The organism is Paraburkholderia sp. 32, assembly GCF_050435345.1.
Classification (GTDB): domain Bacteria; phylum Pseudomonadota; class Gammaproteobacteria; order Burkholderiales; family Burkholderiaceae; genus Paraburkholderia; species Paraburkholderia tuberum.
The window spans coordinates 2036547-2051759 of sequence record NZ_JBNDKD010000003.1; the positions used below are offsets into that span (position 1 = coordinate 2036547).

At 64.0% G+C, this 15213-nt stretch carries 19 protein-coding genes; 1 reads left to right on the forward strand and 18 read right to left on the reverse strand.

All coding sequences use genetic code 11. The features are described 5' to 3' along the window. Positions 1–6: 6 nt before the first annotated feature. Positions 7–1230 (forward strand): Do family serine endopeptidase, encoded by a 1224-nt coding sequence (locus tag OKW26_RS32140; RefSeq protein ID WP_429356234.1) that lies wholly within the window; start codon positions 7–9, stop codon positions 1228–1230. A 90-nt stretch (positions 1231–1320) separates the two neighbouring features. On the opposite strand, the gene tatC is transcribed toward OKW26_RS32140, so the two are convergent. The 18 genes from tatC to OKW26_RS32230 all read right to left on the reverse strand — a co-directional run bounded on the left by tatC (position 1321) and on the right by OKW26_RS32230 (position 15156). After that, complete coding sequence (gene tatC / locus OKW26_RS32145) at positions 1321–2106, reverse strand: twin-arginine translocase subunit TatC (RefSeq protein ID WP_429356235.1); 786 nt, start codon at positions 2104–2106, stop codon at positions 1321–1323. Between the two features lie 34 nt (positions 2107–2140). Next, positions 2141–2683 (reverse strand): Sec-independent protein translocase protein TatB, encoded by a 543-nt coding sequence (gene tatB / locus OKW26_RS32150; protein WP_090802078.1) that lies wholly within the window; start codon positions 2681–2683, stop codon positions 2141–2143. Positions 2684–2731: 48 nt separating this feature from the next. Next, complete coding sequence (gene tatA / locus OKW26_RS32155) at positions 2732–2977, reverse strand: Sec-independent protein translocase subunit TatA (protein ID WP_187616847.1); 246 nt, start codon at positions 2975–2977, stop codon at positions 2732–2734. Positions 2978–3245: 268 nt separating this feature from the next. Further along, positions 3246–3611 (reverse strand): histidine triad nucleotide-binding protein, encoded by a 366-nt coding sequence (locus OKW26_RS32160; protein ID WP_184035806.1) that lies wholly within the window; start codon positions 3609–3611, stop codon positions 3246–3248. A gap of 93 nt (positions 3612–3704) precedes the next feature. After that, on the reverse strand, positions 3705–4100 hold the full coding sequence (locus tag OKW26_RS32165) for a DUF4870 family protein (RefSeq protein ID WP_184052320.1): 396 nt from the start codon (positions 4098–4100) through the stop codon (positions 3705–3707). Between the two features lie 90 nt (positions 4101–4190). Next, the gene (locus OKW26_RS32170; RefSeq protein WP_090802085.1) at positions 4191–4586 is read right to left on the reverse strand and encodes a phosphoribosyl-ATP diphosphatase; all 396 of its coding nucleotides are present in this window, start codon (positions 4584–4586) and stop codon (positions 4191–4193) included. Then, entirely contained in the window at positions 4583–4993 is a 411-nt protein-coding gene (gene hisI / locus OKW26_RS32175) for a phosphoribosyl-AMP cyclohydrolase (RefSeq protein WP_090802086.1), read from the reverse strand. The genes OKW26_RS32170 and hisI overlap by 4 nt, the downstream gene beginning before the upstream one ends. Before the next feature lies 1 nt (position 4994). Further along, the gene (gene hisF / locus OKW26_RS32180) at positions 4995–5768 is read right to left on the reverse strand and encodes an imidazole glycerol phosphate synthase subunit HisF (RefSeq protein WP_184065581.1); all 774 of its coding nucleotides are present in this window, start codon (positions 5766–5768) and stop codon (positions 4995–4997) included. Between the two features lie 246 nt (positions 5769–6014). After that, a complete protein-coding gene (gene hisA, locus OKW26_RS32185) occupies positions 6015–6767 on the reverse strand; it encodes a 1-(5-phosphoribosyl)-5-[(5-phosphoribosylamino)methylideneamino]imidazole-4-carboxamide isomerase (RefSeq protein WP_090802089.1) in 753 nt (250 codons plus the stop codon). Positions 6768–6948: 181 nt separating this feature from the next. Then, positions 6949–7590: an imidazole glycerol phosphate synthase subunit HisH gene (hisH, locus tag OKW26_RS32190; protein ID WP_429356236.1), complete on the reverse strand. Its 642-nt coding sequence runs from the start codon at positions 7588–7590 to the stop codon at positions 6949–6951. 161 nt (positions 7591–7751) lie between these two features. Further along, positions 7752–8339: an imidazoleglycerol-phosphate dehydratase HisB gene (hisB, locus tag OKW26_RS32195; protein ID WP_013090696.1), complete on the reverse strand. Its 588-nt coding sequence runs from the start codon at positions 8337–8339 to the stop codon at positions 7752–7754. Between the two features lie 89 nt (positions 8340–8428). Beyond that, the gene (hisC, locus tag OKW26_RS32200) at positions 8429–9499 is read right to left on the reverse strand and encodes a histidinol-phosphate transaminase (protein ID WP_187612910.1); all 1071 of its coding nucleotides are present in this window, start codon (positions 9497–9499) and stop codon (positions 8429–8431) included. Between the two features lie 243 nt (positions 9500–9742). Further along, entirely contained in the window at positions 9743–11077 is a 1335-nt protein-coding gene (hisD, locus tag OKW26_RS32205; RefSeq protein ID WP_429356237.1) for a histidinol dehydrogenase, read from the reverse strand. 58 nt (positions 11078–11135) lie between these two features. Further along, complete coding sequence (hisG, locus tag OKW26_RS32210; RefSeq protein ID WP_090802096.1) at positions 11136–11837, reverse strand: ATP phosphoribosyltransferase; 702 nt, start codon at positions 11835–11837, stop codon at positions 11136–11138. Next, positions 11834–13096, reverse strand: coding sequence for a UDP-N-acetylglucosamine 1-carboxyvinyltransferase (gene murA, locus OKW26_RS32215; RefSeq protein WP_090802097.1), 1263 nt, complete (start codon positions 13094–13096; stop codon positions 11834–11836). The genes hisG and murA overlap by 4 nt, the downstream gene beginning before the upstream one ends. A 111-nt stretch (positions 13097–13207) precedes the next feature. Next, positions 13208–13447: a BolA family protein gene (locus tag OKW26_RS32220; protein ID WP_008918725.1), complete on the reverse strand. Its 240-nt coding sequence runs from the start codon at positions 13445–13447 to the stop codon at positions 13208–13210. Between the two features lie 15 nt (positions 13448–13462). Continuing rightward, positions 13463–14227 carry an ABC transporter permease gene (locus OKW26_RS32225; RefSeq protein WP_184052306.1) on the reverse strand — a complete coding sequence of 255 codons (765 nt, stop codon included), beginning with the start codon at positions 14225–14227 and terminating at the stop codon, positions 13463–13465. Then, positions 14224–15156, reverse strand: coding sequence for an ABC transporter ATP-binding protein (locus tag OKW26_RS32230; RefSeq protein ID WP_090802100.1), 933 nt, complete (start codon positions 15154–15156; stop codon positions 14224–14226). Before OKW26_RS32230 ends, OKW26_RS32225 begins: the two co-directional genes overlap by 4 nt. Positions 15157–15213: the final 57 nt, after the last annotated feature.

Genomic DNA, 15213 nt, shown 5'->3' on the forward strand with positions numbered 1-15213 from the left:
CTTCAGATGCTTAGACGCTTCTGGCTGTTATTTGCCCAAGCGGTGACGGTGCTGTTGGCGCTGATGTTCATCATTGCGACCCTCAAACCGCAGTGGCTGCAGCGTCAAGGACAATTCGGCAGACAACTCGCCGAACCGATCGTCGCGCTACGGGAAGTGGCGCCGGGCATCGGCACTGGCCATGCCGAAACGTCCTATGCCGAGGCGGCGCAAAAGGCCATGCCCGCGGTCGTCAACGTGTTCTCCAGCAAGGATGGCTCGCTGCCTCCCGACCCGCGCGCCAAAGACCCGCTGTTCCGCTACTTCTTCGGCGACAGGAACAATCGCAAGCAGCAGGAGCAGCCTGCCTCGAATCTCGGCTCAGGCGTGATAGTGAGTTCGGAAGGTTACATTCTAACGAACCAGCACGTCGTCGACGGCGCCGATCAGATCGAAATCGCGCTCGCCGATGGCCGCACTGCCAGCGCGAAGGTCATCGGCATCGACCCCGAAACCGATCTGGCCGTGCTCAAGGTCAATATGACCAATCTGCCCACCATCACGCTCGGCCGGATGGACCAGACCCGCGTCGGCGACGTCGTGCTCGCGATCGGCAATCCGTTCGGCGTCGGGCAGACCGTAACGATGGGCATCGTCAGCGCGCTCGGCCGCAACCATCTCGGCATCAATACGTTCGAAAACTTCATCCAGACCGACGCCCCGATCAACCCCGGCAATTCGGGCGGTGCGCTCGTCGACGTGAACGGCAACCTGCTCGGCATCAACACCGCAATCTACTCGCGCTCGGGCGGCTCGCTCGGCATCGGCTTCGCGATTCCGGTGTCGACCGCGCGCAGCGTGCTCGAGAGCATCATTACGACCGGCACGGTCACGCGCGGCTGGATCGGCGTCGAACCGCAGGACGTCACGCCGGAAATCGCGGAGTCGTTCGGGCTCGATCAGAAGTCGGGCGCGATTGTCGCGGGCGTGCTGAAAAGCGGCCCGGCCGACCGCGCGGGCATCAAGCCCGGCGACATCCTGACGAGCGTAAACGGCCAGGCGATCACCGATACCACGCGTCTGTTGAACGTGATCGCGCAGATCAAGCCCGGTACGGCGGCGAAAGTGCATCTGGTGCGCAAAGGTCATCAGATCGATCTCGACGTGAAGATCGGCAAACGCCCGCCGCCGCCGAAACAGACGGAAGACGACAACGGCGGCGGCGATCAGCCGGATGACGAAGGCGGCTGAAGCTAATGCCGCGATTCCACGCAATGAATAAGGGCAGTCCGCAATGAACTGCCCTTTTTCATTTGACGCCCGGCACTGACTCGCGGCACTTCAACTAGACGGCGGCGGACTCGCATCCTCCACGACCACCGGCTGCTTGCCGACGATCAACCGCGCCGCGACGATGCCAGCTTCGTACAGCAGAATCAGCGGAACCGCGAGGATCAGCTGCGAAAACACGTCCGGCGGCGTTACGACGGCCGACACCACGAACGCGCCGACGATCACATACGGCCGGATCTCCTTCAGCTTCTTCAGCTTCACCACGTTCATCCGCACCAGCAGCACGACGACGATCGGTACCTCGAACGTGACGCCGAACGCGATGAACATCGTCAGCACGAAGCTCAGGTAATTGTTGATATCGGTTGTCATCTCCGCGCCGAGCGGCGCATTGTAGTGCGCCATCACGCGGAAGATGGTCGGAAACACGACGAAGTACGCGAACGCCATGCCGCACAGGAACAGCGTGTAGCTGCTCGCGACGAGCGGCGCGACGAGCTTCTTCTCGTGCTGATAGAGCCCAGGCGCGACGAACGCCCAGATCTGGTACAGCACGACCGGCAGCGCGATCACGAAGGCGACCAGCATCGTCACCTTCATCGGCACGAAGAACGAGCCGGTGACGTCGGTGACGATCATCTTGCCGTCCTTCGGCAGATTCATCATCAGCGGACGGGCGAGCAGTTTGAAGATGTCCGGCGCCCAGTACACGAGCCCGACGAACACGACGACGACAGCGAGCCCCGCACGGATGATGCGGTCACGCAGTTCGACGAGGTGGGAAATGAAGGTCTCTTCAGTGCCTTCGTTCTGGGATTGCTGGGGGTCGCTCACACCGGCCCTCGGTTGGGGATTGTCGATCTGAACATCAGAAAAACCGCGTCGGACGACGCAGGTTGGCAGGTGTGTGCCGCGCAACGCGCGCGGCGCCCGACTGCACGCGCGTGCGCCGCAGGCTCGCTCGCTTGTACCAGGTGGGCGTGGCGCTCTGCTGGACGCGCCAGGTCTTGCGTTTGGGCGCGGCGGCCGGCGTACTGACGGGCCACGAGGTGGCACCCGCGCTGCCGCTGGCTCCGCTGCCGGCGTCTTCGAGCGCGCCGCCGGCGATGCTCGGCGATACCGACGTACCGCTATTCCATGCTTCGTTCAGTTCATTCTCGTGCTTGCGCAGATTGTCCTGAACTGCCGTTTCGACATTGCTCGCGGCCTTCTCGAACTCGGTCTTCATGCGCCGCAATTCGTCGAGCTCGATTTCGCGCGTGACTTCGGCCTTAACGTCGTTGATGTACCGCTGTGCGCGGCCGAACAGCGCGCCGGCCGTGCGAGCGACACGCGGCAGGCGCTCAGGCCCGAGGACGACCAGCGCGACGACGCCGATCAGCGCCATCTTGGTTAGACCGAGGTCCAGCATGAAGTGGAATGTCCGTCAGAAACGCGGGAACGGCGCGAAGGCCGCGGCTTAGCGGTAATCGCTCGATTGCTGCGTCTTTTCCTTCGCTTCGACGTCCACCGCGCCGTTGCGCGGCAGCTCGCGCTGCTGCTCTTGCGCGTCGGCCGACGACGAATCGGCTTCCTTCATGCCTTCCTTGAAGCCCTTCACGGCGCCGCCCAGATCGCTGCCGATGTTGCGCAGCTTCTTCGTGCCGAACACGAGCGCGACGATCAACAGAACGATCAACCAATGCCAAATACTCAACGAACCCATGACTACTCTCCTTAACCCCGGCGCCGCATCTTGATGCGGCCAATTTGCATAACCTGAAGCGCGTGCGCTTCGTCTCGATATATCTCTACGTTACATCAGGCTGCACCGCCTCGCTCGCAATGCGGCCATCTTCGCCTGTCATTGTGGCCACACGATCGCGTCGACGTTATTACACAGCGGTAAAAACAACGAAGGCGCTATTGTCCTCGACCAAAACTCGCGGCGGTGCGCACTTGCCACGCAGCGCGCATGACGCGTGAACCGGCGCTCAGCCCATGCGTTGCCAGGGACGCGGTCCCGCGAGAATGTGCGCGTGCAGGTGATACACCTCCTGACCACCGCCCGGACCGGTATTGATTACCGTGCGAAAGCCCGTTTCGCCGCCGTTATAGGCGACCCCCAATTGTTCGGCCAGTCGCGCGGCCAGGACAAGCATTCTACCAAGCAGAGGCGCGTCGCTTTCCGTGCAGTTCGACAGCGTTGCAATGTGCTTGCGAGGAATCACCAGCACATGCGTTTCGGCCGCCGGACGGATGTCGCGGAAGGCGACGAACTCGTCGTCTTCGTGGACCCTGGTCGACGGGATTTCGCCAGCGGCAATCTTGCAGAAAAGGCAGTTCGGATCGTGACTCATCATATTCCTGACGCGGTATGACTTGGGCGAGCGAAGCCGCCCGCGCCGAAGTTCGATCCGAAAGCCGGCCCGCCCATACGGACCGGCTAGCGTTCAGACCCAACTGGCCGGATTCGCGAACGGCTTGTTATCGTACAGATACAGCCAGCCTTTGATAATACGGTACAACATCCATATGCTGACTGCCCACAGCACCGGAATGCCGATCACGACGAGCAGCAGCAACGCGCCGATCGCGTAACCGACGAGGCCCAGCCAGAACGTGCGGATCTGCCATTCGAAGTGCGCTTCGTACGGCGTGCCGGCCACGTCCGACCGTTTGACGTAGTTGATGATGATCGCGACCAGAATGGTGAGGCCGCCGGTCAGCCAGTGGACCGCATACAGCGCGTACAGCACGTGCGTGAGCGTGCGCAGGCTGCGCTCGCGCTCAGGCTCCATCGCGTGGCGGTAGACCGGCGGCGGATAGCTTCCCTGCGACTGTTCCATGCTTGCGTCCTCCCGGAGGTGCGGTTACCGCTATATTGGTGCCGGCGCGCGCGACTTCAAGCGGAAACGCCAGATTTCCGCTCCGGCTGCTCAGTCGCCGTTTTCCTCGCGCTCGCGGCTCTTGCGCAGCGCCTTTTCCTCGATGCCCGACAGGCCTTCGCGACGCTCGAGTTCGGCGATCACGTCGGCGGGGCTCAGATCGAAATGCGACAGCATCACGAGGCAGTGGAACCACAGGTCCGCAACCTCGCCGACCAGCGCCTTCGGTGCGCCGCCCTGGCGCACGTCCTTCGCGGCCAGCACGACTTCGGTGGCTTCTTCGCCGATCTTTTTCAGCACCGCGTCGTCGCCCTTGTGGAACAGGCGCGATACATACGAGATGTCCGGATCGCCGCCCTTGCGGTTGTCGATCACTGCCGCGAGGCGCAGCAGCGTGTCGAGCGTGGAAGCCGTGGCGGGCGACGGGTTTTGCGTGGATTGCGTCATTTGTAGATGTGTTCGGGGTCTTTCAGCACGGGATCGACGGCCTGCCAGTCGCCATCGTCCACCGAGCCTTCGAATTTCTGGAAAAAGCATGAGTGGCGGCCGGTATGGCACGCGATGCCCGATACCTGCTCGACTTTCAGCAGCACGACGTCTTCGTCGCAATCGAGTCGCACTTCATGCACATGCTGCACGTGGCCCGACTCCTCACCCTTGAACCACAGGCGCTGGCGCGAGCGCGAGAAATACACCGCGCGGCCGGTCTCGACGGTCTTCGCGAGGGCCTCGCGGTTCATCCACGCGAACATCAGCACGTCGTTCGTCGACGCTTCCTGCGCAATCACCGGCACGAGGCCGTTCGCGTCCCACTTGACCTTGTCGAGCCAGTTCACTGCCGAAGGATTCGTCACGTCACAACCTCACCGAAATGCCCTGATCGGCCATGAAGCGCTTGGCCTCGCCGACCGTGTGTTCGCCATAGTGGAAGATGCTCGCGGCGAGCACCGCGTCCGCGTGACCGCTCTTGATGCCGTCGGCGAGATGCTGCAGATTGCCGACGCCGCCCGAGGCGATCACCGGCACCGGCACCGCGTCCGACACCGCGCGCGTGAGCGCAAGGTCGAAGCCGCTCCTGGTGCCGTCGCGATCCATGCTTGTCAACAGGATTTCGCCCGCGCCCAACTCGGCCATCTTGCGCGCCCATTCGACCGCATCGAGACCGGTGGCCTTGCGGCCGCCGTGCGTGAACACTTCCCAGCGCGGCGTTTCGCCGTCGGCCGACACGCACTTCGCATCGATCGCGACGACGATGCACTGCGAGCCGTATTTGTCGGTCGCGTCCTTCACGAGTTGCGGATTCGCTACCGCCGACGAATTCATGCTGATCTTGTCTGCGCCCGCGTTCAGCAGGCGCCGCACGTCTTCGACCGCGCGCACGCCGCCGCCGACCGTCAGCGGAATGAACACCTGCGAAGCGACCGCCTCGATGATCGGCAGAATCAGGTCGCGCTGATCCGAGGTCGCGGTGATGTCGAGGAACGTCAGTTCGTCGGCGCCCTGATCGTCGTAACGGCGCGCGATTTCGACCGGGTCGCCCGCGTCGCGCAGTTCTACGAAGTTGACGCCCTTGACCACGCGGCCCGCGGTGACGTCGAGACAGGGGATGATGCGTTTAGCTAGAGCCATGATCGTGCAATTCTGCCAATACCGCTGATGAGGCCGCTCGCTTGCGGGCAAGCGGCACGGTGCCGGCGCGAGCGGTTGCGTCGCGCCGCGAGTGAGGTGCCGGCCGGAAGCTGGCGAGGTTCCGGGCGCTTGATCGTGCGACGCGCGTTACAGGCAAGCCATCGTTCGAACGAGCGCCGCAAGCCGACACGAGCGCAACGCCGGCGGCCCGCGCAAGCTGCCCAGCACGCGCAGCCGACGCCGTGCTTAAGCGTCGTCCGCTTCGCGCAGCTTGTCCGCGAGCGTCTGCGCGGCCGCGAAGTCGAGGTCGCCCGAATAGATCGCGCGACCGCAGATTACGCCCTCGATGCCCTCGCCTTCGACTTCGCACAGCGATTCGATGTCCGCGAGGTTCGACAGGCCGCCGCTCGCGATCACCGGAATCTTGACCGCGCGCGCAAGGCGCACCGTCGCTTCGATGTTGATGCCTTGCAGCATGCCGTCACGGCCGATGTCGGTGTAGATGATCGACTCGCAGCCGTAGTCCTCGAACTTGCGCGCGAGGTCGGCCACTTCGTGACCGGTCAGCTTGCTCCAGCCGTCGGTGGCGACCTTGCCGTCTTTCGCGTCGAGGCCGACGATGATGTGACCGCCGAACGCGGTGCACGCGTCCTGCAGAAAGCCGGGGTTCTTCACCGCGGCCGTGCCGATGATCACGTACGACAAACCGTCGTCCAGATAGCGCTCGATCGTGTTCAGGTCGCGGATGCCACCGCCCAACTGAACCGGAATCGCGCCGCCCACTTCATCGATGATCGCCCGGATTGCATCGCCGTTCTTCGGCTTGCCGGCGAACGCGCCATTCAGATCGACGAGATGCAGACGACGCGCGCCGCGGTCGACCCAATGTCGGGCCATTGCCGCCGGTTCCTCGGAGAAAATCGTCGCCTGGTCCATATCGCCCTGTTTGAGGCGTACACACTGACCGTCTTTCAGGTCGATGGCGGGAATCAGCAGCATAGCAATCGGGTGTTATCTGGGAGTGGATTGAAGGTCGGCGGCAGCGGCTGGCGAGTCAGCCCGCCGCAATACCGTCTCGCTAGTTTAGTACAACTCGTTCGGCGCTCCAGTGGGGCGCCGGTCGGATGCGGGACCGCGGCACCGCGCGACGCGCGCGCGGCAACGGGATGAAAAAAGGCGTTCACGGGTTCCAGTGCACGAAGTTGCGATACACGCGCAAACCCGCCTCGGCGCTCTTTTCAGGGTGGAATTGGGTGGCAAAGATGTTATCCCGCGCTACCGCCGAGGTAAAGGGCACGCCGTAGACCGTTTCGCCCGACGTATGCGCCGGGTTGTCCGGAACCACGTAGTAGCTGTGCACGAAGTAGAAGAACGCGTTGTCGGCGACACCGTCCCACAGCGGATGCGGCTGCGCCTGACGCACGCGGTTCCAGCCCATCTGCGGGACCTTGAAGCGCGAGCCGTCGTCCTGCACCTGGCCTTCGAGCTCGAAGCGCACCGCCTTGCCGGGCAACAGACCCAGACCCGGCGTGTCGCCCTCGGCGCTCCAGTCGAACAGCATCTGCTCGCCGACGCACACGCCCATCAGCGGCTTGCTGCGCGACGCCTCGACGACCGCTTCCTGCAAACCGGACGCGCCGAGACTGCGCATGCAGTCGGGCATCGCACCCTGGCCCGGCAGCACCACGCGGTCGGCCGAGCGGATCGCTTCCGGACGATCGACGATCGCCACCTCCGCTTCCGGCGCCGCTTTACGCAGTGCCTGGGCAACCGAGCGCAGGTTGCCCATTCCGTAATCCACAATCGCTATCGAAGTTTTCATTTCAAGTTTGGCCGCTCTGCCCTCGATCCATCGATGCCGCCGCGCGGCGTCAAACGACGTGCCGGCAAATGCGGTCCTGCCCGATGAATCGCCTGAAGGTGAGTGGCCTGAAGACGTTGGAGGCGGTGAAACCCGTGTTAAGGCCTGCTACGGCCGTTACGTTAGAGGCTGCCCTTGGTCGACGGAATCTGTCCGGCCGCGCGCTCGTCGAGTTCGACGGCCATGCGCAGCGCACGCCCGAATGCCTTGAACACCGTTTCGAGCTGATGGTGCGCGTTGATGCCACGCAGGTTGTCGATGTGCAGCGTCACGCCGGCATGGTTCACGAAGCCGCGGAAGAATTCGATCGACAGGTCGACGTCGAACGTGCCGATGCGCGCGCGCGTGAACGGCACGTGAAATTCGAGGCCCGGACGGCCGGAAAAATCGATCACGACGCGCGACAGCGCTTCGTCGAGCGGCACGTAGGAATGGCCGTAGCGGCGGATGCCCTTGCGATCGCCGATCGCCTTCGCGACGGCCTGGCCGAGCGTGATGCCGGTGTCTTCGACCGTGTGATGATCGTCGATATGCAGGTCGCCATGCGCTTCGATCTCGAGGTCGAACAACCCGTGGCGGGCGATCTGGTCGAGCATGTGGTCCAGGAACGGCACACCGGTGGCCAGCTTCTGCTGGCCGGTGCCGTCCAGGTTGATCTTCACACGGATCTGCGTTTCGCTGGTGTTGCGAACGACTTCCGCAAGGCGCATGGCAATTCCTCGAATCTGGCTTAAAAGCGCTAGTAATGTGGGATGGACAAACTGGCGGGCTGCTCAGTGCAGCCGTTCAACGCGGCGGGTTACCGCAACACGAGTTTCAGGCCGGCGAGCAACTGGGCGTTCTCGTTCGGCGAACCGACGGTCAAACGCACGCAATTGGCCAGCAATGGATGCATTTTACTCACGTTTTTGATCAGAATCCGCGCCGTTAGCAGGGTTTCGAACAATACCGACGCATCGGGCACCCGCACGAGCAGGAAGTTGCCCGCGCTAGTGAACACTTCGGCGCCCGGCAGCGCGGCCACCGCCTGCGCGAGTTTCTCGCGTTCGTCGCGCAATTGCGCGGCCTGCGCATCGAGCACGCCGATGTGGTCGAGCAGGAAATCAGCGGCGGCCTGCGTCAGCACGTTGGTGTTGTACGGCGGGCGGACCTTGTCGAACTCGGTCAGCCACGCGGGCTTGCCGACCAGGTAACCGAGGCGAATGCCGGCGAGGCCCAGCTTCGACACCGTGCGCATCACGACGACGTTGTCGAACTGGTCGGCGCGCGGCAGCCAGCTCTTCTGCGCGAACGGCTGATACGCCTCGTCGATCACGACGAGGCTCTTGCCCGCCGCGGCGATGACGCGCTCGATTTCGGCGTCATCGAACAGCGTGCCGGTCGGGTTGTTCGGATACGCGAGATAGATGATCGCCGGTTCATGCTCGGCGATCGCCGCGAGCATCGCGTCGGTATCGAGCGTGAAGTCGGCTTTGAGCGGCACGCCGACGAATTCGAGATTCGCCAGCTTCGCCGACATCTGATACATGACGAAGCCCGGCACCGGGGCGAGCACCTTCGCGCCCGGCTTCGCGCACGCGACCGACATGATGCTGATGATTTCATCCGAGCCATTGCCGAGCAGCACGTCGCACCCCGCCGGCACGCCCATCACGTGACGAATGCGCTCGATCAACTGCTCGGGGCGCGGCGCCGGATAACGGTTCAACGCGACGCCGGCCAGACGCTCGCCGAGATGCGCGGCAAGTTCCGGCGGCAGCGGAAACGGGTTTTCCATCGCGTCGAGCTTGATGAAGCCGGTGGCGTCGGGAACCGGATAGCTCGTCATTGCGAGCACGTCGCTGCGGATGATGTCTTGAGGTGTCGTCATAGGTTCGGGGGCCGGGCCGTGCGAAAGACGCCGGGTCGGCGTCGTCGGCATGGGGCGCTCGGGTTGGTCTCTGTCGTCGTTATTGAATGGGGCGGGTGGGCTCGAGCCGTCGCTCGAGCGGGTGGAAGCCGGAAAACATGGAAGCCGGTCGATGCGGCGGCGGTTGCCGCCCTCGCCGCTTCTCCTGCTCCCGCTTACGCCTGCTTGAGTTCCGCCGCGCGCCAGCGCGATCAGCGCTCCGCCTCAGCCGCGTTCGTTGGTGTTCTGCCGCATCCGGTATTCGGCGCTGCGTGCGTGCGCTTGCAGACCTTCGCCGTATGCCAGTTCCGCGGCAATCTCGCCGAGCGTCTGCGCACCTTCCGCACTGACCTCGATCAGGCTCGAACGCTTGAAGAAATCATAGACGCCGAGCGGCGACGAAAACCGTGCGGTACGCGACGTCGGCAGCACATGATTCGGGCCCGCGCAGTAGTCGCCGAGGCTCTCGCTCGTGTAACGGCCAAGGAAGATCGCGCCTGCGTGACGGATCTGCTGCGCCCACTGATGCGGCTCCAGCGCCGAAATTTCAAGGTGCTCCGGCGCGATGTCGTTGGCGATCGCGCAGGCCTCGGCCATGTCGCGCACCTTGATCAGCGCGCCGCGGTTTTCGAGCGACGTGCGGATCACTTCGCGGCGCGGCAGGGTGGGCAGCAGTTCGTCGATCGCTTCCTGCACGCGCGCGATGAACGCGTCGTTGGGGCACAGCAGGATCGACTGCGCGAGCTCGTCGTGCTCGGCTTGCGAAAACAGGTCCATCGCGACCCAGCGCGGGTCGGTCGTGCCGTCGCACAACACGAGGATTTCCGACGGCCCGGCGATCATGTCGATGCCGACCGTGCCGAACACGCGACGCTTCGCCGACGCGACGTACGCGTTGCCGGGGCCGCAGATCTTGTCGACCGCGGGCACAGTCTGCGTGCCGTACGCGAGCGCAGCTACCGCCTGCGCGCCGCCGATCGTGAACACGCGATCGACGCCACCCAGCAGAGCCGCCGCGAGCACGAGCGGATTCTTCACGCCGTCCGGCGTCGGCACGACCATCACGATTTCGCGCACGCCGGCCACCCGCGCCGGTATCGCGTTCATCAGCACCGACGACGGATACGCGGCCTTGCCACCCGGCACGTAGATCCCCGCGCGATCGAGCGGCGTGACCTTCTGGCCGAGCACGGTGCCGTCCGCTTCGGTGTACTGCCAGCTATGGCTGCCGCACTCGATCTTCTGCTTCTCGTGATAGCCGCGCACGCGTGCCGCCGCCGCTTCGAGCGACGCGCGCCGCTTCGGCTCGAGACTTTCGAGCGCCGCCTCGAGTTCGGCCATCGGCAGTTCGAGCTCGGCCACGCTTTTCGCATCGACGCGATCGAAGCGATTCGTGTACTCGAGCACCGCCTCGTCGCCGCGCGCCTTCACGTCGTTCAGAATCTGCGCGACCGCGCGCTCGATGGCTTCGTCTTCGCTCGCCTCGAACGCTAGCACCGCATGCAGCGACTTGTGGAAGTCGCGAGCGGTGGAATCGAGTTTGCGAATCTTGGTAGACATACAGGTATCCGTTTCGGTAAGGCGCGCTATCAGTGCAACGTCACATTGCCATCGTCAGTCAGGCCGCCGGGGCGGCGGTTTTCGACGAAGCATTGGCAAACGCGTCGAGAATCGGCCGCAACGCGGCGCGTTTGAGCTTCAGCGCTGCCTGGTTCACGACGAGACGCGACGAAATCTGCATGATCTCCTCCACCTCGACCAGATTGTTCGCGCGCAGCGTATTGCCCGAGCTGACCAGGTCGACGATCGCGTCGGCGAGACCAACCAGCGGAGCGAGTTCCATCGAACCGTACAGCTTGATCAGATCGACGTGAACGCCCTTGGCGGCAAAATGCTCACGAGCGGTTTCAACATACTTGGTAGCGACCCGCAGACGCGCGCCCTGGCGCACCGCGTTCGCATAATCGAAACCGGCCGCGACCGCGACCGACATGCGGCAACGCGCGATGTCCAGATCCACCGGCTGATACAGGCCGCTGCCGCCATGCTCGAGCAGCACGTCCTTGCCGGCCACGCCGAAGTCGGCCGCGCCGTACTCGACATAGGTCGGCACGTCGGTCGCGCGCACGACGATCACGCGCAGGTTCGGGTCGGTGGTCGGCAGAATCAGCTTGCGCGAGCTCTCCGGATCTTCCGCTACTTCGATGCCGGCCGCCGCGAGCAGCGGCAGCGTTTCCTCGAAGATACGCCCTTTCGACAACGCGAGCGTGAGCGGCGCGCTGACCGCCGGCGACGACGACGTTTGCGGCATCGAACTCATGCCCCGCTCCCGGAAACCCGGCGCACCTTCGCGCCGATCGCATTGAGCTTCGCTTCCATGCGGTCGTAGCCGCGATCGAGGTGATAGATGCGGTCGATCAGCGTCTCGCCCTCGGCGCGCAGCGCGGCGATCACAAGACTCGCGGACGCGCGCAGATCGGTGGCCATCACCTTCGCGCCGGACAGTTTTTCGACGCCGGTTACGAGCGCGGTGTTGCCGTCGATCGTGATGCTCGCGCCGAGGCGGTTCAGCTCCTGGACGTGCATGAAACGGTTTTCGAAGATCGTCTCCACGACTTGCGACGTACCGTCCGCGATCGTGTTGAGCGCCATGAACTGCGCCTGCATGTCGGTCGGAAACGCCGGGTATTCGGAGGTGCGGAACGTGACCGCGCTCGGGCGCTTGTCCATGCGCACGCGCATCCAGTCGTCGCCTTCCTCGACCGTGACGCCCGCTTCGCGCAGCTTTTCGGTGACGGCTTCGAGCAGCAGCGGACGCATCTTGCGCAGCATGACGTCGCCGCCGGCCGTCGCGACCGCGCACAGGAAAGTGCCCGCTTCGATGCGGTCCGGAATCACCGTGTGCTTCGCACCGTGCAGCTTGTCGACGCCATGGATCACCAGACGGTCGGTGCCGATGCCTTCGATCTTCGCGCCCATCGCGACGAGCAGACGCGCGAGGTCGACCACTTCGGGTTCGCGCGCTGCGTTCTCGATGACCGTCTCGCCTTCGGCGAGCACCGCCGCCATCAGCAGGTTCTCGGTACCGGTCACGGTGATCATGTCGGTGACGATGCGCGCGCCCTTCAGACGCTTCGCGCGCGCTTCGATGAAGCCGTGCTCGATCGTGATCTCGGCGCCCATCGCCTGCAGACCCTTGATGTGCTGATCGACCGGACGCGCGCCGATCGCGCAGCCGCCCGGCAGCGACACGCGCGCATGACCGAAGCGCGCGACGAGCGGACCGAGCACGAGGATCGACGCGCGCATCGTCTTCACCATTTCGTACGGCGCGACGAGGTTGTCGACCTTCGACGCGTCGAGCGCGACGCGCCCTTCGCCGGCTTCGATCCGCACGCCCATCTGGCCGAGCAGCTTGAGCATCGTGCGCACGTCCTGCAGATCGGGCACGTTCTCCAGATGCACCGGATCGGCGCTCAGCAGAGCCGCGCACAGGATCGGCAATGCCGCGTTTTTCGCACCCGAGACGACAACTTCACCGGAGAGCGGGTAGCCACCTTCAATGATGAGTTTATCCATGCCTGTCGGTTCCTGATCGGCCCGGTTCGCGTCCGGACCTGCTTTGTCTGTGTTCGGCGCGCCGCTAGCGGTGTCGCGCCCTTCCTGAGTAATTCGCACTAAGTTTCCAGATTACGCGTTCTGCCATTCGGCGGGCGTCAGCGTCTTCATGCTGAGCGCGTGGATTTCTTCGCGCATGCGGTCGCCGAGCGCCGCATACACGAGTTGGTGACGCTGGATCAGGCGCTTGCCTTCGAAGTTCGGCGAGACGATCGTCGCAAAGAAATGCTGACCGTCGCCTTCGACTTCGAGATGCTCGCACGCGAGTCCAGCTGCAATGTACTGTTTGACCTGTTCGGGAGTCGGCAACATGAGAGAAGCTCCTCGTCAGTGGCGCAGCTTGTAGCCGGTAGCGAGCATGCGCATCGCCACGGCGGCCAGCACCACGAAGAAACCGGCGACGATCGCGAGGCTCACCAGCGGGTCGATATCCGACACGCCGAAAAAACCATAGCGAAAGCCGTCGATCATGTAGAAAAACGGATTGAGCCGCGATACTTCGCGCCATACGGGCGGCAGCGTATGCGTCGAGTAGAACACGCCCGACAGGAACGTGAGCGGCATGATCAGAAAGTTCTGGAACGCGGCGAGCTGGTCGAACTTCTCGGCCCAAATGCCGGCGATCAGACCCAGCGTGCCGAGAATCGCCGAGCCGAACATCGCGAACACGATGATGTAGAGCGGCGCGGTGAAGGCGAGCGGCACGAACCAGATCGTCACGATGAACACGCCGAAGCCGACACACAGCCCGCGCGCCACGGCCGCGAGCACGTAGGCCGCGAACATCTCGTGGTGCGACAGCGGCGGCAGCAGCACGAACACGAGGTTGCCGGTGATCTTCGATTGAATCAGCGACGAAGAACTATTCGCGAACGCGTTCTGCAGCACGCTCATCATCACGAGGCCCGGAATCAGGAAGCTCGTGTATTCGACGCCCGGATAGACCTGCACGTGGCCGCGCAGCGCGTGGCCGAAGATGGTCAGGTAAAGCAGCGCGGTGATGACCGGCGCGAGCACGGTCTGGAAAGACACCTTCCAGAAGCGCAGCAGTTCTTTGTAAAACAGCGTGCTAAATCCACTGTACCCGCTCATGCAAGCCCCTCGATCACTTCTGGACCGTTCATCACCTGAACGAATACGTCTTCGAGGTCGGCCTTGCGGACCTCGATTTCTTCGAATGTACAACCGGCCGCGCGGCATTGCGCGAGGATGCGCTCGACGTCGTCGTAGCTCGTCAGGCGCAGCAGATGCTGGCGGCCATTACCGTTGCCGGCGCCGCTTTCCGCCTCGAGCGGACGCAGCTCGGCGGGCAGCACGCCCTGCGCGAAGCGCACGAACAGTTGCATGCCGGCGAAACGCTGCAGCAGTGTGCTGGTGCGATCGAGCGCGACGACCTCGCCACGGCGCAGCATCGCGATGCGGTCGCACAACGATTCGGCTTCTTCCAGATAGTGCGTGGTCAGCACGATCGTGTGGCCTTCGCGATTCAGGCGCGAGATGAACTTCCACAGCGTCTGGCGCAACTCGACGTCGACACCCGCGGTCGGCTCGTCGAGCACGATCACCGGCGGGCGGTGCACGAGCGCCTGCGCGACCAGCACGCGGCGCTTCATGCCGCCCGACAGCGCGCGCATGTTGGCATCGGCCTTTTCGGTGAGATCGAGATTGGCCATGATCTCGTCGATCCACGCGTCGTTGTTGCGCAGCCCGTAGTAGCCGGACTGGATGCGCAAGGTTTCGCGCACCGTGAAGAACGGATCGAACACGAGCTCCTGCGGCACCACGCCGAGCGCGCGGCGCGCGTTGCGGAAATCGTCGACGACGTCGTGACCGCGCACCGCGATGCTGCCTTCGTCGGCGCGCGCGAGACCCGCGAGTATGCTGATGAGCGTCGTCTTGCCCGCGCCGTTCGGACCGAGCAGTCCGAAGAACTCGCCTTCTTCGACCGTGAGGCTGACGCCCTTGAGCGCCTGCAAGTCCTTGTAGCGCTTCTTGACGTTACGAATTTCTATGGCTGACATGACTATGGGCCGCGTGCGTCGCGGCGCCTGAAGTAGCCCCAATGGAGCTTGGGGACG

Bases quoted from the DNA above. Each gene is read 5' to 3' on its own strand.
- OKW26_RS32140 (WP_429356234.1), top strand. From the start codon at position 7: ATGCTTAGACGCTTCTGGCTGTTATTTGCCCAAGCGGTGACGGTGCTG.
- tatB (WP_090802078.1), bottom strand. From the start codon at position 2,683: ATGCTGGACCTCGGTCTAACCAAGATGGCGCTGATCGGCGTCGTCGCG.
- tatA (WP_187616847.1), bottom strand. From the start codon at position 2,977: ATGGGTTCGTTGAGTATTTGGCATTGGTTGATCGTTCTGTTGATCGTC.
- OKW26_RS32160 (WP_184035806.1), bottom strand. From the start codon at position 3,611: ATGAGTCACGATCCGAACTGCCTTTTCTGCAAGATTGCCGCTGGCGAA.
- OKW26_RS32165 (WP_184052320.1), bottom strand. From the start codon at position 4,100: ATGGAACAGTCGCAGGGAAGCTATCCGCCGCCGGTCTACCGCCACGCG.
- OKW26_RS32170 (WP_090802085.1), bottom strand. From the start codon at position 4,586: ATGACGCAATCCACGCAAAACCCGTCGCCCGCCACGGCTTCCACGCTC.
- hisF (WP_184065581.1), bottom strand. From the start codon at position 5,768: ATGGCTCTAGCTAAACGCATCATCCCCTGTCTCGACGTCACCGCGGGC.
- hisA (WP_090802089.1), bottom strand. From the start codon at position 6,767: ATGCTGCTGATTCCCGCCATCGACCTGAAAGACGGTCAGTGTGTACGC.
- hisH (WP_429356236.1), bottom strand. From the start codon at position 7,590: ATGAAAACTTCGATAGCGATTGTGGATTACGGAATGGGCAACCTGCGC.
- hisB (WP_013090696.1), bottom strand. From the start codon at position 8,339: ATGCGCCTTGCGGAAGTCGTTCGCAACACCAGCGAAACGCAGATCCGT.
- hisC (WP_187612910.1), bottom strand. From the start codon at position 9,499: ATGACGACACCTCAAGACATCATCCGCAGCGACGTGCTCGCAATGACG.
- hisD (WP_429356237.1), bottom strand. From the start codon at position 11,077: ATGTCTACCAAGATTCGCAAACTCGATTCCACCGCTCGCGACTTCCAC.
- hisG (WP_090802096.1), bottom strand. From the start codon at position 11,837: ATGAGTTCGATGCCGCAAACGTCGTCGTCGCCGGCGGTCAGCGCGCCG.
- murA (WP_090802097.1), bottom strand. From the start codon at position 13,096: ATGGATAAACTCATCATTGAAGGTGGCTACCCGCTCTCCGGTGAAGTT.
- OKW26_RS32220 (WP_008918725.1), bottom strand. From the start codon at position 13,447: ATGTTGCCGACTCCCGAACAGGTCAAACAGTACATTGCAGCTGGACTC.
- OKW26_RS32225 (WP_184052306.1), bottom strand. From the start codon at position 14,227: ATGAGCGGGTACAGTGGATTTAGCACGCTGTTTTACAAAGAACTGCTG.
- OKW26_RS32230 (WP_090802100.1), bottom strand. From the start codon at position 15,156: ATGTCAGCCATAGAAATTCGTAACGTCAAGAAGCGCTACAAGGACTTG.